The sequence below is a fragment of the Afipia broomeae ATCC 49717 genome (genome assembly GCF_000314675.2).
GTDB classification, from domain to species: domain Bacteria; phylum Pseudomonadota; class Alphaproteobacteria; order Rhizobiales; family Xanthobacteraceae; genus Afipia; species Afipia broomeae.
In genome coordinates, this window is sequence record NZ_KB375282.1 from 1708020 (window position 1) to 1729006 (window position 20987).

Below are 20987 nucleotides of genomic sequence, written 5' to 3' on the forward strand. Positions count from 1 at the left end.
CCGGGACGTTGTCGTTTACGGACAATTGCTGCCGCGCTATGCGCGCATTCAGCCGCCTACCACTTCAGCTCGACGCCGACTGTTCCCTGGTGCGACTCGTAGCCGCTGCGGAAGCGGCCATCGTAGTTGGCGTAGAGCCGCGCCGTGTTGCTGAGAATCCATGATGCCGCAGCACCGGCATCGGCGCCGTTGCGGCTTTCGCGAATGCCCTGCACGCCGATGGCGTTGCTGCCGAGGCTGACCTGCACGGTGCCGATGTTCTGCGCGAAATTGTCGACGAACTTGCCGTAGACCGAGACGTCGATCGCCCGCTGGCCGACGATCCAGTAGTGCCCGAACTCGGCGCCTGCGAGCACACGGGCGCGTTCGCCATGTCCATCGGCAACCGTCACGGGAAGAAATCCGCCGGATTCGGAGAAACGGTCGGTGCGGGCTGTGACGTATTCGAGCGCGACTTTCGGCACGATGCGGCTCTGGCCGACGGAATAGGTGTAGTTGAGTTCGCCGAGCACGCCGTCGATGCTGCCGCGATAGTTGGCAAACGCGCTGCCGAGCGGCGTCGCGCGTATCGAACTGATGCGGGCAAAGCCATGGACCGCCGCCATCGCAACGGTCCATGGGCCGTTGCTGTAAGACGCGTTGATGCCGAGTTGCGTCATGTCGAGTGTTGCGGTTTGCAGCGCAAGCGGCACGTCGATCCAGGTGTGGCTCTGATCGACCGAGAAGCCGACATTCAGGCCGGGCGCGATGGTGGCGCCGATACCGCCGACAATGCCCAGCGTCCCGCGCTTGTCGCCTACGAAGGTGCCTTGCGCAGCCGTGCGCGCGCGGATGCCATAGGTTTCAGCCCATGTCCGGTACAGAGGCTCGGCCGTGCTTTGCGATGCGCCGCCGCCACCCGAATTGTCCCGCGCGGCATATCCGGTGGTCGCTTCGCGGCCCAGACGCTGAAGAAAGCTGCTGCCGATGTCGAGTTGCGAGGCGCCCACCGAAAGCTGGGAGGCGTTGTCGGTGACGTTTGGGATAGGCGCGAACTGTGCGCTGGCGCTCGATGCGGCACACAGCACGGTCAGGCCGGACGCAGCCGCGTACAGCACCTTCATCCGGCATATGCTCGGTCGCGACGCTGTCATTTTCATAAAAACGGGAACTCAAAAGGATTTGTTGCAAATGCGTTGTGCGATTTGCCCTGAATCCGTCGCCTGCGTCAACTTGCTGCCATGCCCGCCGCTGGGCATTCGGACCCGTTGTGGTGCTGATGCCACAGGCATTTGTCGTGCTTTGCAGTCTTGCTAAGGCGAAATTTTCATGTTGGGATTGTTGCCGCAATCGGATTTGGGCCGTTCGGCTGTGGACTTGGAAGACACGACATTCTTCTGCAAGACATTTGAAGCCCGCTAGCGGCGTGGCACGCGATGAGCGTGACCGCGCCTTTTTTATATCTGGACGAGGAGACGGACGTTGGCAAAAGGTACGGTGAAGTGGTTCAACCCGACCAAAGGCTACGGTTTCATCAAACCGGCGGTCGGTGACAAGGACGTGTTCGTGCACATCTCGGCGGTCGAGCGCGCGGGGCTTTCGACCCTCAATGAAAATCAGACAGTCGAGTACGATCTCGTGGAAAATCGCGGCAAGTCATCGGCGGAAAATCTGAAAGTTTCCTGACGTCGCGAGACGAAGGAATGCGGTGCTCCCCCGGCCACCAGCCGGGGGTTTTTGTTTGTGCCTATAAGTTCAGCGCAGAGCGTGAATTCTCCGTGATCGCTAATTTGTGTCATGAACGGTTGGCGGATCTGTGCGTTGCTGGGGAACATTGAGGACCATCCATGTACAGCAACAGCCGCACCATCCTTTTGATCGGGGCGCTCGCCTTGACCCTCGCCGCCTGCAACGAGAAGGCAGACGTTCCCATCGAGCAGGGCTACGGCCCGCAGCCCACGCTTCCCGAGCCCAAGAGCTCCTGGATTCCCACGATCAACATCGCCACCGCCACGGGCTGGCCGGCAGGTGAGAAGCCGAAAGCCGCCGACGGCTTCTCCGTCGCGGCGCTGGCGTCCGGATTGGACCATCCGCGCACGCTGTTTGTGCTGCCGAACGGCGATGTGCTGGTCGCGGAAACCAATGCCCCGCCGAAGCCCGACGATGGCGCCGGAATCAAGGGATGGGTGACGAAAATGGTGATGGGACGTGCGGGCGCAGGCGTGCCGAGCGCGAACCGCATTACGCTGCTGCGTGACGCTGATGGTGACGGCAAGGCCGAGCAGCGGTCCGTCTTTCTCGAGAAACTGAACTCGCCATTTGGGATGGCACTGGTCGGAAATGATTTCTATGTCGCCGATACCGATGCGATCCTGAAGTTTTCCTACCGCGAAGGCGACATGAAGATCACGACCCCGGGTGTGAAGGTGGCCGATCTGCCCGGCGGTCGCATCAATCATCACTGGACCAAGGATCTGGTGGCGAGCCTTGATGGCACCAAGCTCTATGCCACCGTTGGCTCCAACAGCAACGTCGGCGAGAACGGCATCGAGGCCGAAAAAAACCGCGCAGCCGTGCTCGAGATCGATATCGCAACCGGAGCGTCGCGCGTGTTCGCGTCGGGGCTGCGCAATCCGAACGGGCCGGCATGGCAGCCGCAGAGCCGCGCATTGTGGGTCGTGGTCAATGAGCGTGACGAAATCGGCAGCGATCTCGTTCCGGATTACATGACGTCGGTGAAGGATGGTGGATTTTACGGCTGGCCCTACAGCTATTTCGGGCAGCATGTGGACGTGCGCGTCAATCCGCAGCGCCCGGACCTCGTGGCCAAGGCGATTGTGCCGGATTATGCCCTCGGTCCGCACACCGCATCGCTGGGACTGACCTTCTACCAGGGCGATCTGTTTCCGGAGTCGTTCAAGAACGGCGCATTCGTCGGCCAGCATGGATCGTGGAACAGAAATCCGCGCAGCGGCTACAAGGTGATCTTCGTGCCGTTCAAGGACGGCATGCCGTCGGGCAAGCCGCAGGACATTCTCACCGGCTTCTTGAGCGACAGGGGTGAAGCGCGGGGCAGGCCTGTCGGCGTCACGATCGACAAGCAGGGCGCGTTGCTGGTGGCCGATGATGTCGGCAACGCGGTGTGGCGCGTCACGCCGGCAGCGAAGTCAGCCGCTAGATAACCTCGGGCGAGATCAGAGCGTCGTCGGGACTGCCGCTCGCGTCGGATTTGCACACCCCGTTTTCGAGACGGGTACGCCCGCTGGCCACAAGCCGCAGCGAGTTCGGATAGATACAATGCTCGACACCGAGCACACGGGTAGCCAGCGTGTCCGGTGTGTCGTCATCGCGGACGGCGACCGCGCCTTGCATGATGATCGGCCCGGAATCCATTTCCGGCACCACGAAATGCACCGTCGCGCCGTGAATCTTGACGCCGTCGGCCAGTGCGCGCTCGTGCGTGTGGAGGCCTTTGTAGGACGGCAGCAGCGCCGGATGAATGTTCAGCATCCGGCCTTCCCATTGCCTGACGAACCACGGCGTGAGCAGGCGCAGGAATCCAGCGAGGCACACGAGCTCGATGTTGTGGGCAATGAGCGTCTCATTGAGCTTGCGCTCGAACGCTTCGCGGTCCTTGCCGAACGGCTTGCTTTCGACGGTCGCGGTTTCGATCCCGGCGTCACCGGCCTTCGCGAGGCCGCCGGCGCCCGCGATGTTGGACATCACCAGAACGATTTCGGCGGGATAGTCCTTGGCCTTCGCGGCCTCGATCAGCGCGGTCATGTTCGAGCCGCGTCCCGAAATCAGAATGGCGACGCGGCGTCGTGCCATCTCAATCCGCCAGGTTCAGGTGGCCGTCGTAGATCACGCGCTCGTCGCTGGAGGCTGCGACGACTTCGCCGAGATCGACCACGCGCTCGCCGTTCTGCGCGAACACGTCCATCACCTCGACCAGTTGTTCACGCTTGACGATGGCGATCATGCCGATGCCGCAGTTGAAGGTGCGCAACAATTCGAGTTCGGCGATGTTGCCCTCGGCGGCCAGCCACTTGAACACCGGCAGGACGGGAACAGCGGCCAGATTGATACGGACGCCGAGATGTTTCGGCAGCACGCGCGGAATGTTGTCGGTGAAGCCGCCGCCGGTGATGTGCGCGAGACCCTTGACCGCGCCGGTCTGGCGGATCGCCGCAAGGCACGACTTCACATAAAGCTTGGTCGGGGCAAGCAGGGCGCCGCCAAGGGTCATGACGGGTGCGAAGGGGGCCGGCGCGTCGAACGTCACTCCGGATGTCTCGACGACCTTGCGCACCAGCGAGAAACCGTTGGAATGAACGCCGGAGGAGGCGAGGCCGATCACCGCGTCGCCGGGGCCGATGTCCTTATGCGGCAGCAGCGTGCCGCGCTCGGCCGCGCCGACTGCGAAACCTGCGAGGTCATAGTCGCCGTCCTTGTAGAGGCCGGGCATTTCGGCTGTCTCGCCGCCGATCAGCGCGCAGCCGGATTCGCGGCAGCCCTCGGCGACACCCGCGACAATCGAGGCAGTGGCCTCTGGGTCGAGCTTGCCGCAGGCAAAGTAGTCCAGAAAGAACAGCGGCTCGGCGCCCTGAACCACGAGGTCGTTGACCGACATCGCCACGAGGTCGATGCCGATACCGCCGTGGATGCCGGTTTCGATGGCGATCTTGACCTTGGTGCCGACGCCGTCAGTGGCGGCGACCAGAATGGGGTCCTTGAAGCCGGCGGCCTTGAGGTCGAACAGCCCGCCGAATCCGCCGATTTCGGCATCGGCGCCCGCCCGCGCGGTGGCGCGGACCAGCGGCTTGATGAGGTCCACGAGCCGGTTTCCGGCGTCAATATCGACGCCAGCGGATGAATAGGTCAGGCCGGTTTTTTGGTCGGTCATACGAGTGCCCCGAATCCGAAATTCGCCTCTTTCTACAGCGCCTTCCGAGTTAGCCGGTGGTTACGTCGGATTTTGCGCTGGCGCAATGGCCGCCGGGCAGGCTGTGCATAGCTGGGAGAAGGGCCCCCGGGCGGTCCGCCGCATCCCCGTATCCTATGCAAGCCGTCCGGGGCCCGTTAAAACAGGAGCAGCCGGGAAAAAGTCGCGTGAATCTGCCAAACATCATTACCTTGGGCCGCATCCTGCTGGTGCCGGTCATCGTCTGGGCGATCGCGTCGAACCAGATGACCATCGCCTTCGTGATCTTCGTGGTGGCGGGGGTCAGCGATGCCATCGATGGATTCCTCGCCAAGCGATTCAATATGACCACCGAGATCGGAGCGTTGCTCGATCCCGTGGCCGACAAGGCGCTGCTGGTCTCGATCTACGTCACGCTCGGAATCTCGGGCGACATTCCGCGCTGGCTGGTCATTCTCGTGGTGTCGCGCGACTTCATGATCGTGGGCGCGGTGATCATCTCGTGGCTGCTCGACAATCCGGTTCCGATGAAGCCGCTGATGGTCTCCAAGTTGAACACCGTGGCTCAGGTGGCATTCGCGGCACTGGTGCTGGCCTCGCTCGGCTTCCAGTTCAATGCATCGCCCTATGAGGTCATTCTGGCGGGTTTCGTGACGGTCTTGACGCTGCTTTCGGTGTCCTTCTATCTCGTGGAGTGGGCACGGCACATGAGCGCGACTGCGCCAATCCCGTGATACGATTTCACAAGCCGCATGTTGCGTACGGTTCGGCCAGGAGTCTTGCGTGGTAGCTCGCGTCCGCCCTCGTCAGTTGGCCTTTGCGCTGCCGCATGCCGAAAGCCTGACGCGCGACAATTTCCTTGAGGGTTCTGCCAACGCACAGGCGCTTGCGCTGATCGACGCATGGCCCGACTGGCCCAATCGCGTGATGATGCTGGTGGGGCCGGAGGGCAGCGGCAAAAGCCATCTTGCATCGATCTGGGCCGCCGAAGCTGGCGCACGGTCGGTTGCGGCCCATACGCTGACCGCGGCCAATGTCCCCGGCGAACTCGCGACCGGGGCGCTTGTGGTCGACGATCTCGATCCCGCGGCCTTCGACGAGCGCGCGCTATTCCATCTCTTGAATCTCGCCCGCGAGGACGAAGCCTATGTCCTGATGACCGGGCGGGCGCTGCCTTCGGTGTTTCCGGTGGAATTGCGGGATCTGCGCTCGCGGCTGCGTGCGGTACCGGTGGTCGCGCTGACCCCGCCGGACGACCAGTTGTTCCGCGCGCTGATCGTCAAGTTCTGTGCCGACCGCCAGATGACCGTAGACGAAGGGCTCGTGAGTTACCTCTCGACCCGCATCGAGCGGTCGTTCGCTGCGGCGCGGCGGACGGTCGAATTGCTGGACGAGGAGGCGCTGCGGCTGCGCCGGCCGGTGACCCGCGCCCTAGCCGCGGAGCTGCTGAAAGATCCTGCGGCCTGACCGCGCAGGGCTTGGTCCTTAAGACTTCCTGGCCCATCATGTCATCGAACTGTCATGACACTGGCACATTGTCTCCGTGGAACAGGCCTAAGTTTGGGGCCAAATGACGTGAAATAGGGTCTCGCTTCATGGATGCCGCGCAAACTGCTGTAAAAAAAGAAGAAAATGAAGAGCTAGCGCTCGCGTCGGCGATCGGATCGGGCCCGGAACGCTTCATCAACCGCGAACTGTCGTGGCTTCATTTCAACCGCCGTGTGCTCGAGGAAGCGGTCAATCCGAACCACCCGCTGCTGGAGCGGGTCCGGTTCCTGTCGATTTCTGCCAATAACCTTGATGAGTTCTTCATGGTCCGCGTCGCGGGCCTCAAGGCTCAGGTCCGCGAAGGGATCACGGAGCGCAGCCCGGACGGCTCGACGCCCACCGAGCAACTCGCCAAGATCAATGAGACCGTCTCGAAGCTAGCGAGCGACCAGCAGGCGATCTGGCGCGATCTGCGCAGCGCGCTCGCTGAAGTCGGCATCGTCTTGGTCGACGGCAAGGACGTCACCAAGGCGGAAGGCTCCTGGATCGAAGATCACTTCCTTCACAACATTTTCCCGCTGTTGACGCCGCTTGCGATCGACCCGGCGCATCCGTTCCCGTTCATTCCGAGTCTCGGCTTCACCATCGCGCTGCATCTGGCGCGCGTGTCCGACGGCAAGGCGATGAACGCGCTGATCCGCATGCCGGGCAAGATCGACCGCTTCATCCGATTGCCTGCGGGCAAGGACGGCTCGGTCCGTCTCATCACGCTTGAACAGGCCACGGCACTGTTCATCGGCCGGTTGTTCCCGGGCTACGTCGTCAAGGGTGAGGGAGCGTTCCGCATCATCCGCGATTCCGAACTGGAAATCGAAGAAGAAGCCGAAGATCTCGTTCGCCTGTTCGAGTCGGCGCTGAAGCGGCGCCGCCGCGGATCGGTGATCCGCCTCGAAATCGAAGCCCATATGCCCGACGACTTGCGCGCCTTCGTGCAGCGCGCGTTGTCCACTCCTGATGATGACGTGCTGCTGGTTGACGGTGTGCTCGCCATGAACGAGCTGTCGCAACTGACACGGCTCGATCGTCCCGATCTCGAATTCACACCCTATGTGCCGCGTCATCCCGAGCGCGTCCGCGATCACGGCGGCGATATCTTCGCGGCGATCCGTCAAAAGGATCTCATCGTCCATCACCCTTATGAATCGTTCGACGTCGTCGTGCAGTTCCTGCAGCAGGCCGCGCGCGATCCGGATGTGGTCGCGATCAAGCAGACGCTCTATCGCACCTCGCGCGATTCACCGATCGTGCGCACGCTTGCCGAAGCCGCCGAAGCCGGCAAGTCGGTGACCGCGCTGGTCGAACTGAAAGCGCGCTTCGATGAAGAAGCCAACATCCGCTGGGCGCGCGATCTCGAACGCGCTGGCGTTCAGGTGGTCTATGGATTCCTTGAACTCAAGACTCACGCCAAGCTGTCGCTGGTGGTGCGCCGGGAAGGCGCGGGGCTGACGACTTATGTTCACGCCGGGACCGGCAACTATCATCCGGTCACTGCGCGCATCTATACCGACCTGTCGTATTTCACATCCGATCCGGTGATCGCACGCGATGCTGCGCGTGTCTTCAACTACATCACCGGCTACGCGGAACCGCGCGACATCGAGAAGATGGGCGTGTCGCCGCTGACACTGCGCAAGCGGATGCTCGAACACATTCACGGCGAAGCGAACTTCGCGCGGCACGGCAAGCCGGCGGCGATCTGGCTGAAGATGAACTCGCTGGTCGATCCCGACATCATCGACGCGCTCTATGACGCCTCGCAGGCCGGCGTTTCGATCGATCTGGTGATCCGCGGAATCTGCTGTCTGCGTCCCGGTGTTCCCGGACTTTCGGAGAACATCCGGGTCAAGTCGATCATCGGCCGGTTCCTTGAACACGGGCGAATCTACTGCTTCGGCATGGGCCATGGCCTGCCGAGTGCGAAGGCTGCTGTGTATATCTCGTCGGCAGATATGATGCCGCGCAATCTCGACCGCCGGGTCGAGGTGTTGTGCCCGCTGCAAAATCCTACGGTGCATCAGCAGGTTCTCGAACAAATCATGGTCGCGAACCTGAAGGATAATGAACAGAGCTGGCAGTTGTTGCCGGACGGGTCGTCAACGCGTATGAAGGCCGCGAAAGGCGAGGAACCTTTCAACGTGCACGATTACTTCATGACGAATCCGAGTCTGTCAGGCCGTGGAAAGTCGCTTAAAGAATCTTCGCCACGCCGTCTTACGCGCCGTTCGGAGCGTTAGTGGTTCGAAGAACGAATCCGTGAGCCCGGCACTCGTTCGCGAGCGGATTCGTCCTGCGCGCAAGCCATCGAAAAGCGTCGCCGTCATCGACATCGGATCGAACTCGGTCCGTCTTGTTGTCTACGAGGACAAGACGCGCAATCTCGCACCGATCTTCAACGAGAAAACACTTTGCGGTCTCGGCCGCGAAGTGCAGTCGACCGGACTGCTCGCGGCAGACGCCGTCGAAAAGGCGCTGGCGGCGCTCAAGCGGTTCAAGGCGCTTTGCAAGATCATGAAGGTCGGCGAGGTCCATGCGATCGCCACCGCAGCTTGCCGCGACGCGACCAACGGGCCGGACTTCATCGCCAAGGCCGAGCGCATCTGCGGCTGTCCCATCAATATCCTGTCGGGCGCGCGCGAAGCGAAGCTGTCTGCGCTCGGCGTCGCGTCGGGCGTCTACAAGCCGGACGGCATCGTCGGCGATCTCGGCGGCGGCTCGCTCGAACTCATCGATGTGCGCGGCCAGCGCATTCGCTCGGGCACGACACTGCCGCTCGGCGGCCTCGCGTTGCAGGATGCGTCGCAGAAATCGCTGAAGAAGGCGGAGCGTATCGTCGCCGCCGGGCTGACCGGATTGCCGCAGCTCAAGGCGGGCGCGGGCCGGACGTTCTATGCGGTCGGCGGCACATGGCGCGCGCTGGCACGCATCCATATCATCCAGAGCGGCTATCCGCTGCACGTGATGCACGGCTACACCATTCCGGCGGCCGACGCGCTGGACTTTGTACGGCGGCTCCGCCGTCTGGCTGCAAGCAATACGCTCGCCGACATCGAGACTGTGGCCGATGCCCGCCGCCCGCTGCTGACCTACGCGGCGCTCGTGCTCGAATACATCATCCGCGTCGCGAAGCCGAAGAACATCGTGTTCTCGACCTACGGCGTTCGCGAAGGATTGCTCTATGAGATGCTGCCTGAAAAGGAGCAGCAGAAAGACGGGCTGATCGCCACGGCGCAGACCATGAACGAACTGCGCGCGCGTTCGCCGCGCCACGCCGACGATCTGATCGTGTGGACCGACAAGCTGTTCAGGGTCGCGGGCCTGCGCGAAAGCGAGGACGAGAAGCGGCTGCGTCATGCGGCGTGCTGGCTGTCCGACGCAGCCTGGCGGGCTCATCCGGATCATCGCGGCGAGCAATCGCTCGATTTCATCATCAACGGGAATTTCGGCGCGGTGACTCACGAGGGCAGGGTGTTTCTCGCGCTCGCGGCCTATTATCGCTACGCCGGATTGAACGCGGAGAACGAGGCGCCGCAAGCCGTGCGCGCGCTCATTCCGCCCGCGATGGTCGATCGCGCGCGCCTGATCGGTGCCGCCTTCCGCGTTGCCTTCATGATATCCGCGGCGCAGCGCGGCGTGCTGCCGCACACGCATTTCCGCAATCAGGGCCGCAAGCTTATCCTGGTGTTCGACAAGCGGGCCGCAGATCTTGCCGCCGACCGTGTCGTCAATCGCTTCAAGCAGCTCGCCCGTCTGATCGGGCGCACTGCCACGATCGTGAAGCCGTAGTTCCATCCCGCCGGAAATCGGGTGGAAGGCCCGTCGCCATTGAATTAGTTCGGGGCATCAGACAGGAGCCCGGACATGGTCGCATCAGCAAAAGTCAAAACGCGGGCGTCGCAGGCGCCGACGCGTGTCGAGGCGATGGACTGGCCCGACATCGCAACGCATCTCGATGGCAATGGCTGGGCGGTTCTGCCGCGGCTGCTGTCACCCGATGAATGCGGTTCGCTCGCCGGTCTCTACGGCGAGGATGGCATCTTCCGCAGCCACATCATCATGGCACGTCACGGCTTCGGGCGCGGCGAGTACAAGTATTTTTCCTATCCGCTGCCGGATATCATCTCGGCATTGCGGACGGCGCTGTATCCGCAACTGGCGCCGATCGCCAATCGCTGGAACGAGTCGATGGGCATCGACGTTCGTTATCCCGCGGAGCACGCCGATTTCATCACGCGCTGCCACGAGGCCGGGCAGACCCGGCCGACGCCTTTGCTACTCCAGTACAACGCGGGCGACTACAATTGCCTGCATCAGGACCTGTACGGCGAGCATGTGTTTCCGTTGCAGGTCGCAATCCTGCTGTCGGAACCGGAGCGCGATTTCACCGGCGGCGAGTTCGTGCTGACGGAGCAGCGTCCGCGCATGCAGTCACGCGCAGCGGTGGTGCCGCTGAAGCAGGGCGATGCCGTGGTGTTCGCGGTTCATCACCGGCCGGTTCAGGGCACGCGCGGGACCTATCGCGTTAATTTGCGCCATGGCGTCAGCCAGCTCCGTTCCGGTCACCGGCATACCGTCGGCATCATTTTCCACGACGCAAAATAACAGGCAGTCCACGGCGATTTGAGCAGCGTTTGTCGCTTTTGGCGCGCCTGTCGCGTTGGCACGGTTGTCGCATATGACCACGTTCGGTAAGACCGTGTGTCCGCAATCAGAAGCCGAAGCCGCAATGAGCAATGCTACCCTGGATCGCGTCGTCAAGGAAATCGCCGACGAGATGATCGAAAGAAAGGATCGCGGAGACGTCGCGACCTATATTCCCGAACTGGCTGGCGTTGATGTCAACTCGTTCGGTCTCGTCGTGGTCGATTCCAGCGGACATATCGCGGCGGGCGGTGACGCCGACACGTCGTTTTCGATTCAAAGCATTTCCAAGGTGTTCACATTCACGCTCGCATTGGGCATGATCGGCGACAAGCTGTGGCAGCGGGTGGGGCGCGAGCCGTCGGGCAGCCCGTTCAACTCGATCGTTCAGCTTGAGCGCGAACGCGGTATCCCGCGCAATCCCTTCATCAATGCCGGCGCGATCGCCGTGACCGATGCCATTCTGTCCGGGCATCAGCCCCGCGAAACGCTGGGCGAAATCCTGAGATTCATGCAGTTCCTCTCAGGCGACTCCTCGATCAAGATCGATGAGTCTGTCGCGGCATCCGAGCAGCGCACCGGTTTTCGCAACATCGCGCTCGGCAATTACATGAAGTCGTTCGGGGTTATCGAAAATCCTGTTGAACTGACGCTCGGCGTCTATTTCCATCAATGCGCAATCTCCATGTCGTGCCGCCAGCTTGCGATGGCGGGGCGGTTTCTCGCGCACTCGGGTCGCAATCCGTCGACCGGATTTCTGGTCGTTCCGCCGGAGCGGGCGCGGCGCATCAACGCGGTGATGCTGACATGCGGGCATTACGATGGCTCGGGGGAATTTGCCTATCGGGTGGGTTTGCCGGGAAAGAGCGGCGTCGGCGGCGGCATCCTGGCCATTGCGCCGGGCAAGGCCTCCATCGCGGTCTGGTCACCGGGTCTCGATGCCAACGGCAACTCCCGGCTGGGCCGTGATGCGCTTGAAACTCTCAGCAAGCGGATGGGCTGGTCGATCTTCGGTGCGTAACGGGCAGGGCACACGCCCAAAGGAAAAGGGCCGAAGCGCGATGCTTCGACCCTTTATTTGACGTCGCTGGTCACCGGGCGGTCAGGCCACCCGGGCGTCATGGCGGCGCGCGGCATCAGTGTTCGCTGCCCCGTTTGGCGTCTTCAATAGCGGCTTCGTGGTACCAGCCGCTGCCGGAGACGGCGTAGTCCAGTGTCGGCTTGGCAGGCTCGCTACGGCTGCTGGGCGCCGCACGGCCACCAACAGGGAATTGGTAGATCTTGGCCGTCGGCTGGGTCGAATTAGGTGTCATTCCAGTCTCCTCTTGTTGCGCGGTTATCGCGTGGAGAACTAATGTAAGAGGAACGCACGTCTTTTGCGCGGTTTGCCCTATAAAAAGCAGGCAAATGCATATAATTTGCGCATCTTCGATTCTGCGCCTTCACTCAGCATGCGCCTGAAATCTTAACGCTCTCGCACTTGAAGGGTTTCCGCGGCTAAGCGTCTTGAATACCGCCGCCACCAAACGAGGCAGGCGAAAAAAGTGGCGTAAAAACACGCACTCGGACGAACAGGTCTGCGAATCACCTGGTTGCGGCGGGCAAAGTGGCTGGCCAGGAGGACCGGTCGATCGGCTCAGGATCACGGTCCATGAGGGGGCTGGTTGGCACGTTAAATGCTTGTTAAGGCGTCAGCCGTTTGCGGCCGGGTCCCCTCGGCGGCTAAACCGGCCGGGAATTTAGCGCCGCAATCTTTCACTCAAGAGAGACCGAAATGACAAAGTACAAGCTCGAGTACATCTGGCTCGATGGCTATACGCCGACCCCGAACCTTCGCGGAAAAACCCAGATCAAGGAATTCGATGCGTTTCCGACCCTCGAACAGCTCCCGCTCTGGGGCTTCGACGGAAGCTCGACCCAGCAGGCCGAAGGCCACAGCTCGGATTGCGTTCTGAAGCCTGTCGCTGTCTATCCGGACGCAGCACGCATCAACGGTGCGCTCGTGATGTGCGAAGTCATGATGCCCGATGGCAAGACCCCGCACTCGTCGAACAAGCGCGCGACCATTCTCGATGATGCCGGCGCATGGTTCGGCTTCGAGCAGGAATACTTCTTCTACAAGGACGGGCGTCCGCTCGGCTTCCCTGAGGCTGGTTATCCGGCACCGCAGGGTCCGTACTACACGGGCGTCGGCTACAGCAACGTCGGCTCGGTCGCCCGCGAGATCGTCGAAGAGCACCTCAACCTGTGTCTCGCCGCCGGCATCAACCACGAAGGCATCAATGCCGAAGTGGCGAAGGGCCAGTGGGAATTCCAGATTTTCGGCAAGGGCTCCAAGAAGGCCGCTGACGAGATGTGGATCGCGCGTTACCTGCTTCTGCGTCTCACCGAGAAGTACGGCATCGATATCGAATTCCACTGCAAGCCGCTCGGCGATACCGACTGGAACGGCTCGGGCATGCACGCCAACTTCTCGACCGAGTACATGCGCACGGTCGGCGGCAAGGACTACTTCGAAGCCTTGATGAAGCAGTTCGACAAGAACCTGATGGATCACATCGCCGTCTACGGCCCGGACAACGACAAGCGTCTGACCGGCAAGCACGAGACCGCGCCTTGGAACAAGTTCTCCTACGGCGTGGCGGACCGCGGCGCTTCGATCCGCGTCCCGCACTCCTTCATCAACAATGACTACAAGGGCTATCTGGAAGACCGCCGCCCGAACTCGCAGGGCGACCCCTACCAGATCGCTTCGCAGATCCTGAAGACGATCTCGGAAGTTCCGACCTCGAAGAAGGCTGCGGCCTAAGGTTCCTCGGGTTCAAATGACGCCGGGCGGAAGCGCAAGCTTCCGCCCGGTTTGTTTTTATGGACAGCAATTTCCGGGAATCGGGTGGAAGCATCGCCTTGAATCGGATGAGGTCGGTGAGGGACGCGTGAATCGCGTCGTTCACTCCAGGCCCAGAGATGCGTGATCTGTTCGACGGCGACATTGTGGACCAGCGCGATGTGCAACTCGCGCCGGGCGCGATGCTGCTTGCCGGGTTTGCGAGGCCGCTTGAAGCGTCGTTGATCGAGGCGGTGAGTGCGATCATCGCCCGTGCGCCGTTCCGTCATCTGGTCACGCCCGGCGGCCACCGGATGTCGGTGGCCATGACCAACTGCGGAAGGGTCGGCTGGGTCAGCGATCGCACTGGCTATCGCTATGATCCCATCGATCCTGTCGGCGGTCATCCATGGCCGCAGATGCCGGCTGTGTTTGCGGATCTGGCGGCACGCGCCGCCGCCAAAGCAGGCTTCGCCGATTTTCGCCCCGACGCCTGTCTCATCAATCGCTATGAGCCCGGCGCCAAGTTATCGCTCCATCAGGACAAGGACGAACTGGATTTCAATGCGCCGATCGTCTCGGTGTCGCTCGGATTACCCGCGACATTCCTGTTCGGCGGCCTGAACCGCTCCGACAAGACCGTGCGCTACCGGCTGATCCATGGCGATGTCGTCGCATGGGGCGGGCCGGCGCGGCTGGCCTATCACGGCGTGATGCCGCTGGCGGAGGGCGAGCATCCGCTGCTTGGTCCTCAGCGCATCAATCTGACGTTTAGAAAGACGCGCTGAAGCGCTTTGTCGAAAAATGTGCTGAAGCGTTATCCGGAGACGAGTTCGCCGCGATCGAATGTCATGTTGGCAAAGCGGGCGCGATAGTTCGCAGGCGTCAGGCCGGTATGCCGCTTGAACAGGCTCCTGAAGAAGGCGACGTCCTCATAGCCGATCTTGATCGAGACGGCCTGAATGGAGGACGCGCCTTGCTCCAGCATTTCCTTGGCCGCCGCCACACGCAGCATCTGCACATATTCGCCGGGCACGCGCCCGGTCGCCGCCTTGAAGCGCCGGATGAAGTTGCGCTGACCCATTCCGGCGCGGTCGGCGAGCAGATCGATCGATATCGGTTTCTCCAGATGCGCCTGCAGATATTCTTCCGCGTCCCTGATCTTGTCATCGGAATGGGGATGGGACAGCGGCACCACCGAGTATCCGGATTGGCGGCTGCGCGGCATGCTGAGCAGCAACGCCTTCGCGCAGCGCAGGGCAATCTCGTGACCGCAGAATTTCTCCACCAGATAAAGGCTGATATCCAGCGATGCATAAACCCCGCCGCTGCAGAACAGCCGTCCGTCTTCGGTCACGAAGCGGTCCGGCCGCCAGATCACTTTGGGATAGCGCTGGCGCATGATGTCCGCCACGCCCCAGTGCGTGGTCGCCTCGCGGCCGTCGAGCAATCCGCATTCGGCAAGGAAGGCAACGCCGGTGCAGACACCTGCGATGTAGGCGCCTTTCGCGTAACGTTCGCGCAGCCAGGGCAGGAGAGCGCTGTTCTTCGCAATCCGGTCCATCACGTCCCAACCTGAAGCGGGAAGAATGATGATGTCGGTGTGTTCGATCTCATGGATCGAACAGTTCGGGGTCAATCCCAACGAGCAAAGGCTGGTCACGCTGTTGCCGTCGAGCGACGCGATCCGGACCCGGAACGGCGGATTGTCAGGCGGCGTGCCGTGCAGCCATTCCCACAGCAGGCCCGCCGAATGAAACACCTCGATCGGGCCGATTGCCGTTGACGCGTAGCCGTCCTCCAGAAGGACAACCGTGACATCGAGCACGCGCTTCGCATGCTCGGTGACAATGCTCTTGGAGGGCACCACTGAATTTTCTTGCCTGGCCATGCTTTCCACCTGTGTCCTTGGGACGCCTGAACCAAATGGTGAAACCTGCTTGCTGACTGTGTGTGTTATTTTCCCATGAGCGCGCTGATATAGGTCGCTATCGTGCGACACAGTGCGATCAGGACAATCAATTCTCCTGTCATGACGAAACTCCGTGATGGGTACCGACGCCGCCGACAAACTTCGCGCGGCGGCGCCGCGCTTTTCAGGATGCCGTCGTCGGGTCGATGACGCCGCGCACCTCTGACACCTTGGTTGCTGGAATGCCGCTCAATCGTGCGTGCGCTTGAACGGCGGCTTCGTTTTCGGCGAGGTAGATGCAGAATGTCTTGTCATCCACGACGAATGACTGGAGCCATTGTGCCTTTCCCGCCAGCTTGGCGAGCGCGTCGTTGGAGGTCGCGGCGGTTTCCTTGAGCTGTGCGGGGCTCAGGTTGGCGACGCCGGGCAATTCACGTTCGATAACGTAGCGCTTCATGGGTCTCACTCCGTGCTGGTGTTGACGGAGGACAAGATCGTCCATGGAAGGACGGTAAAACAGACGACATTATTGACAATGTAAGGGGGTGATTGTGACACCGGCGGACCGGCAGGCAAATACGAAAACGCCCCTGTATCATCACAGGGGCGTGTGGCCGGTCTGGGTTGCCTGAGGCGAAATGTTATTCGCGATCGACCCGCACCACGCGGCCCTTGTCGATGGCCAGCGCGAGGCGGCCTTTCTTCAAAGCCAGCGCAGCTTCGCCGAACAGTTCGCGGCGCCAGCCGTGCAGCGCGCCGACATCGGCGTTGTCGTCGGCCGCGATCTGTTCGAGGTCGTCCACGGTCGCGATCACCTTGCTGGCGACCGCGTGCTGTTCCGAGGTCATGCGCAAGAGAACTTTCAGCAATTCGACGGTCGCGCCGCCATTGGCATTGCCGCGCGGCTTGTCGAGCTTCGGCAACTTGGTCAGGTCGCGCGCAATTCCGCGCTTCACCGCGGCGAGAATGTCCTGGCCCCATTTTGATTTGTCGAAGCCCTTTGGCAGCGACCGCAGACCTGCCAGCCGCTCGAGTGTGGTGGGCGCATGGGTGGCGATGTCGCCGATGGCGTCGTCCTTCAGCACGCGCGAGCGCGGCACGTCGCGGCTCTGTGCTTCCTGCTCGCGCCACGCCGCGACTTCCATCAGCACCGCGAGTTCTTTCGGCTTGCGGACGCGCGTCTTGAGCCGCTCCCATGCGCGCTCCGGATGGAAGTCATAGGTTTTCGGCGAGGTGAGAATTTCCATCTCCTCGCTGACCCATTCGCTGCGGCCGCGTTTCTTGAGATCGGCGTCGAGCGCCGCGAACACATCGCGCAGATGCGTGACGTCGGCGACCGCATAGGTGATCTGGTCCTGCGTCAGCGGACGGTTCGACCAGTCGGTGAAGCGATGGGTTTTATCGGGACGATGACCGGTGATGCGCTCGACAAGCTGGTCGTAGGCGATGCTGTCGCCATAGCCGAGAACCATGGCGGCGACCTGCGTATCGAACACCGGATGCGGAATGATGCCGGCGCGGTGAAAGATGATTTCGATGTCCTGCCGCGCAGCGTGGAACACCTTCAGCACATTCTCGTTGGCCATCAGGTCAAAGAATGGCTTGAGGTCGATTCCCTCGGCGAGCGCATCGACCACGGCGGCTTCGTCCGCGCTGGCCAACTGAACGACACAGAGCAGAGGATAATAGGTGGTTTCGCGCAAAAACTCGGTATCGACTGTGATGACGCGGTGTTTGGCGAGGCGATTGCAGACGGCGGTGAGTTCGTCGGTGGTGGTAATGATTTCCATGCGGGGGTTATGAACGCCTTGAACGGATTTTTCCATGCGAAAATCGGCTGTCAGGGCAGGCTGTAGGGCATGGCGGAGACATCTCCGCCCCGATCTGAACCCGCCGCACGCGCCGCGCGACCAATGATCATTGCCGCAATGCACTATTTTCAGGGAGTTTCGCCATGGCGGGGAGATTTCGCATCAAGGCTGTAGCCGCAGGTCTCATGATCGTATCGCTGGTTCCCGCGGCCTTGGCGAACAACCTCAATGTCAACGCCGGGACCCACATCCCGATCCGGCCTCACGTCAATCTCAACGCAACGATCAACCTCGACGTAAAGACCCGGACGTTTCACGATATTGATCTCTCCGAAACCTGCCGGCCAGACGAGCGCATCAAAAGGAAAGGCCGGCGTGAGTGGCGCTGCCGTCAGGATCGCTAGCAACATTCCGCAATGTGAAATTCAGAGGTGGCATGCACGGCGGCAAGGGGGCTGCATTGCCCGCGATGACATGATTAGGTGCGGCTTCCCATGCGAGCTTTGTCACCATCATGATTACTGGACTTGATCACGCCGTCGTTCTGGTTCGCGACATCGAAGCCGGTGTTGCCGGTTATCAGACGCTGCTCGGCCGCGCGCCGGTGTGGCGCGCGCAAAGCGACGGCGCAGCCACCGCGATCTTTGTGCTCAACAACACCTCGCTTGAACTGATGGCGCCTGCGGGCGAGGGCGAGGCTGCCGGTCGCGTCCGTGCCGCGCTCGAGAAGCAGGGCGAGGGGCTCGCCAGTCTGGCCTTTGAAGTTGGCGACATCGAAAAAGCGCATCATCGCCTGACGCGTCTTGGCCTTGCGCCTGAAGCTATCAGCGATGGCGCGAGCACGAACCTAGCCTCGGGCCGTACGCTGACATGGAAGCGCACCCGCGCGTCGGCGGAGTCCACCCATGGCATCCGGCTATTCTTTCTTCAGCGGGGCGAACGGCTCGCACGCTCGCCTGAGATCGCGCCGGCTTCGGTCGAGATGCTTGATCATCTCGTGATCGCGACACCGGATCCCGAGCGGACCGCGGCGCTCTACGGCGCGCGGCTCGGGTTCGACATGAAACTCGACCGGACCATCGAGGCGCTAGGAACGCGCTTTCTGTTTTTCAGGACCGGCGGTCTGGTGTTCGAGGTCATCCATCGCCTCAAGGACGGCCGGAGCGACGGCCCTGACAAGATTTACGGCGTCTCATGGCGTGTCGCCGACGTCGCGGCGACTCGGAGCCGGCTTGAGAAGGCGGGCCTTGAGGTCTCCGAACTGCGCGAAGGCCGCAAGCCGGGCACGCAGGTTTTCACGGTGCGGACCGGGACCTTTGGCGTCCCGACCATCGTGATCCAGCAGGACAAGCGCGAGGCCTAGCAAGACTTCATGCCCGGCCTTCAAGACCGCTGGCGGGGGCGTTGTTTTTATTAAGCTTTTTCCCGCCATATGGGAGGGTAACCGGCACCATCCGGTTGCCGCGTTCCCTTCGCTCGGGTAAACCCTGCGCGCGCGCACCAGCGCCCGTATCCCTTGATTCTGCCCTCTGACGCCGTTTTCCAGGATTTCCATGCACCGTTATCGTTCCCACACCTGCGGCGCCCTCCGCGATTCCGACATTGGCCAGGAGGTCCGGCTGTCCGGCTGGTGTCACCGCATCCGCGATCATGGTGGACTGCTGTTCATCGACCTGCGCGACCACTACGGAATGACGCAATGCGTGATCGATCCGGATTCGAAGGCATTCTCTCTAGCCGAAAAGCTGCGCGCCGAGTGGGTGGTGAAGATCGATGGCAAGGTTCGCCGCCGTCCCGAAGGCACCGACAATCCTGATCTGCCGACTGGCACGGTCGAAGTGTTTATCGCCGATATCGAAGTGCTGGGCGAAGCAGGCGAACTGCCGATGCCTGTGTTCGGCGATCAGGAATACCCGGAAGAAATCCGGCTGAAGTACCGCTTCCTCGACCTTCGCCGCGAGAAGCTGCACCAGAACATCATGACCCGCGGCGCCATCGTCGACTCGATGCGTGCGCGGATGAAGAAGGCCGGGTTCTTCGAATTCCAGACGCCGATCCTGACCGCGTCGTCGCCGGAAGGCGCGCGCGACTTCCTGGTGCCGTCGCGCATTCATCCCGGCAAGTTCTACGCGCTGCCGCAGGCGCCGCAGCAGTACAAGCAGTTGCTGATGATGTCGGGCTTCGACCGCTACTTCCAGATCGCGCCGTGCTTCCGCGACGAAGACCCGCGTGCCGACCGTCTGCCCGGCGAGTTCTATCAGCTCGATTTGGAGATGAGCTTCGTCACGCAGGAAGACGTGTTCGCGGCGATGGAGCCGGTGATCACTGGCGTGTTCGAGGAGTTCGCCAACGGCAAGCCGGTCACCAAGAAGTGGCCGCGCATACCGTTCGCTGAAAGCCTGCGCAAGTACGGCACCGACAAGCCGGACCTGCGCAATCCTCTGGTGATGCAGGATGTGTCCGAACACTTCCGCGGTTCGGGCTTCAAGGTGTTCGCACGCATGCTCGAAGACGCGACCAATCAGGTCTGGGCGATCCCCGGGCCGGGCGGCGGTTCGCGTGCCTTCTGCGACAGGATGAATTCGTGGGCGCAGGGCGAAGGACAGCCGGGCCTCGGCTACATCATGTGGCGCGAAGGCGGCGAGGGCGCAGGCCCGCTCGCCAACAACATCGGACCCGAGCGCACCGCCGCGATCCGCGAGCAGCTCGGCCTCAAGGAAGGCGACGCCGCATTCTTCGTTGCCGGCGATCCGCAGAAGTTCTGGAAGTTCGCAGGCCTCGCACGCACGAAGCTCGGCGAAGAGCTGAACCTGATCGACAAGGACCGGTTCGAGCTCGCATGGATCGTCGACTTCCCGATGTACGAGTACAACGAGGAAGACAAGAAGGTCGACTTCTCGCACAACCCGTTCTCGATGCCGCAGGGTGGCCTCGAAGCGCTGGAGACGCAGGACCCGCTCACGATCAAGGCATTCCAGTACGACATCGCCTGCAACGGTTACGAGATTGCGTCGGGCGGCATCCGCAACCATCGCCCGCAGGCGATGGTGAAGGCGTTCGAGATCGCGGGCTATGGCGAGGAAACGGTCATCGAGCGTTTCGGCGGCATGTATCGCGCGTTCCAGTATGGCGCACCGCCGCATGGCGGCATGGCCGCCGGTGTCGATCGCATTGTCATGTTGCTTTGCGGTACGAACAACCTGCGCGAAATCTCGCTGTTCCCGATGAACCAGCGTGCCGAAGATCTGCTCATGGGCGCGCCATCGGAGGTCTCGCTCAAGCAGTTGCGCGAACTGCATATCAGGCTCAATCTGCCCTAGTGCGGCGGTTCGCAAGTCCGCATCATTC

The 20987-nt window shown here is 62.0% G+C and carries 20 protein-coding genes; 13 read left to right on the forward strand and 7 right to left on the reverse strand.

What is annotated here, in order from left to right:
- Positions 1-56: 56 nt before the first annotated feature.
- Positions 57-1103 carry an autotransporter outer membrane beta-barrel domain-containing protein gene (locus HMPREF9695_RS07870; protein ID WP_006020299.1) on the reverse strand — a complete coding sequence of 349 codons (1047 nt, stop codon included), beginning with the start codon at positions 1101-1103 and terminating at the stop codon, positions 57-59.
- Between the two features lie 358 nt (positions 1104-1461).
- On the opposite strand from HMPREF9695_RS07870, the gene HMPREF9695_RS07875 reads away from it, so the two are divergent.
- Complete coding sequence (locus HMPREF9695_RS07875) at positions 1462-1665, forward strand: cold-shock protein (protein ID WP_006020300.1); 204 nt, start codon at positions 1462-1464, stop codon at positions 1663-1665.
- Between the two features lie 161 nt (positions 1666-1826).
- On the forward strand, positions 1827-3161 hold the full coding sequence (locus HMPREF9695_RS07880; RefSeq protein WP_006020301.1) for a PQQ-dependent sugar dehydrogenase: 1335 nt from the start codon (positions 1827-1829) through the stop codon (positions 3159-3161).
- Here HMPREF9695_RS07880 and purN read toward each other — a convergent pair.
- Positions 3154-3810, reverse strand: coding sequence for a phosphoribosylglycinamide formyltransferase (purN, locus tag HMPREF9695_RS07885; protein WP_006020302.1), 657 nt, complete (start codon positions 3808-3810; stop codon positions 3154-3156). The two genes, HMPREF9695_RS07880 and purN, sit on opposite strands and share 8 nt — an antisense overlap.
- A 1-nt stretch (position 3811) precedes the next feature.
- The gene (purM, locus tag HMPREF9695_RS07890; RefSeq protein ID WP_006020303.1) at positions 3812-4885 is read right to left on the reverse strand and encodes a phosphoribosylformylglycinamidine cyclo-ligase; all 1074 of its coding nucleotides are present in this window, start codon (positions 4883-4885) and stop codon (positions 3812-3814) included.
- Positions 4886-5091: 206 nt separating this feature from the next.
- Between purM and HMPREF9695_RS07895 the strand changes: the two genes are divergently transcribed.
- From HMPREF9695_RS07895 to HMPREF9695_RS07920, 6 genes are all read left to right on the forward strand, one after another.
- Positions 5092-5637 (forward strand): CDP-alcohol phosphatidyltransferase family protein, encoded by a 546-nt coding sequence (locus HMPREF9695_RS07895; RefSeq protein WP_006020304.1) that lies wholly within the window; start codon positions 5092-5094, stop codon positions 5635-5637.
- Between the two features lie 49 nt (positions 5638-5686).
- Positions 5687-6370, forward strand: coding sequence for a P-loop NTPase family protein (locus tag HMPREF9695_RS07900; protein WP_006020305.1), 684 nt, complete (start codon positions 5687-5689; stop codon positions 6368-6370).
- Positions 6371-6498: 128 nt separating this feature from the next.
- Complete coding sequence (locus tag HMPREF9695_RS07905; protein WP_006020306.1) at positions 6499-8685, forward strand: RNA degradosome polyphosphate kinase; 2187 nt, start codon at positions 6499-6501, stop codon at positions 8683-8685.
- Positions 8686-8731: 46 nt separating this feature from the next.
- The gene (ppx, locus tag HMPREF9695_RS07910; RefSeq protein WP_041712004.1) at positions 8732-10234 is read left to right on the forward strand and encodes an exopolyphosphatase; all 1503 of its coding nucleotides are present in this window, start codon (positions 8732-8734) and stop codon (positions 10232-10234) included.
- 75 nt (positions 10235-10309) lie between these two features.
- On the forward strand, positions 10310-11050 hold the full coding sequence (locus HMPREF9695_RS07915) for a 2OG-Fe(II) oxygenase (protein ID WP_006020308.1): 741 nt from the start codon (positions 10310-10312) through the stop codon (positions 11048-11050).
- 124 nt (positions 11051-11174) lie between these two features.
- On the forward strand, positions 11175-12110 hold the full coding sequence (locus HMPREF9695_RS07920) for a glutaminase (RefSeq protein WP_041712005.1): 936 nt from the start codon (positions 11175-11177) through the stop codon (positions 12108-12110).
- A 115-nt stretch (positions 12111-12225) separates the two neighbouring features.
- Here the strand turns inward: HMPREF9695_RS07920 and HMPREF9695_RS25680 are convergent, their stop codons facing one another.
- A complete protein-coding gene (locus tag HMPREF9695_RS25680) occupies positions 12226-12402 on the reverse strand; it encodes a DUF2735 domain-containing protein (RefSeq protein ID WP_006020310.1) in 177 nt (58 codons plus the stop codon).
- Positions 12403-12863: 461 nt separating this feature from the next.
- Here HMPREF9695_RS25680 and HMPREF9695_RS07925 point away from each other — a divergent pair, with 461 nt between their 5' ends.
- Positions 12864-13898 carry a glutamine synthetase beta-grasp domain-containing protein gene (locus tag HMPREF9695_RS07925; RefSeq protein WP_006020311.1) on the forward strand — a complete coding sequence of 345 codons (1035 nt, stop codon included), beginning with the start codon at positions 12864-12866 and terminating at the stop codon, positions 13896-13898.
- 158 nt (positions 13899-14056) lie between these two features.
- Complete coding sequence (gene alkB / locus HMPREF9695_RS07930) at positions 14057-14704, forward strand: DNA oxidative demethylase AlkB (RefSeq protein WP_006020312.1); 648 nt, start codon at positions 14057-14059, stop codon at positions 14702-14704.
- 29 nt (positions 14705-14733) lie between these two features.
- Here the strand turns inward: alkB and HMPREF9695_RS07935 are convergent, their stop codons facing one another.
- The 3 genes from HMPREF9695_RS07935 to rnd form a co-directional block, all read right to left on the reverse strand.
- Positions 14734-15807: a GlxA family transcriptional regulator gene (locus tag HMPREF9695_RS07935; RefSeq protein ID WP_006020313.1), complete on the reverse strand. Its 1074-nt coding sequence runs from the start codon at positions 15805-15807 to the stop codon at positions 14734-14736.
- A gap of 205 nt (positions 15808-16012) precedes the next feature.
- On the reverse strand, positions 16013-16285 hold the full coding sequence (locus HMPREF9695_RS07940) for a DUF4242 domain-containing protein (RefSeq protein WP_006020314.1): 273 nt from the start codon (positions 16283-16285) through the stop codon (positions 16013-16015).
- A 184-nt stretch (positions 16286-16469) separates the two neighbouring features.
- The gene (gene rnd / locus HMPREF9695_RS07945) at positions 16470-17618 is read right to left on the reverse strand and encodes a ribonuclease D (protein ID WP_006020315.1); all 1149 of its coding nucleotides are present in this window, start codon (positions 17616-17618) and stop codon (positions 16470-16472) included.
- 164 nt (positions 17619-17782) lie between these two features.
- Between rnd and HMPREF9695_RS07950 the strand changes: the two genes are divergently transcribed.
- The 3 genes from HMPREF9695_RS07950 (at position 17783) to aspS (ending at position 20959) form a co-directional block, all read left to right on the forward strand.
- Positions 17783-18043 carry a hypothetical protein gene (locus HMPREF9695_RS07950; RefSeq protein WP_006020316.1) on the forward strand — a complete coding sequence of 87 codons (261 nt, stop codon included), beginning with the start codon at positions 17783-17785 and terminating at the stop codon, positions 18041-18043.
- A 110-nt stretch (positions 18044-18153) separates the two neighbouring features.
- Positions 18154-19002, forward strand: coding sequence for a VOC family protein (locus HMPREF9695_RS07955; RefSeq protein ID WP_006020317.1), 849 nt, complete (start codon positions 18154-18156; stop codon positions 19000-19002).
- 190 nt (positions 19003-19192) lie between these two features.
- The gene (aspS, locus tag HMPREF9695_RS07960) at positions 19193-20959 is read left to right on the forward strand and encodes an aspartate--tRNA ligase (protein ID WP_006020318.1); all 1767 of its coding nucleotides are present in this window, start codon (positions 19193-19195) and stop codon (positions 20957-20959) included.
- The last annotated feature ends 28 nt before the right edge of the window (positions 20960-20987 follow it).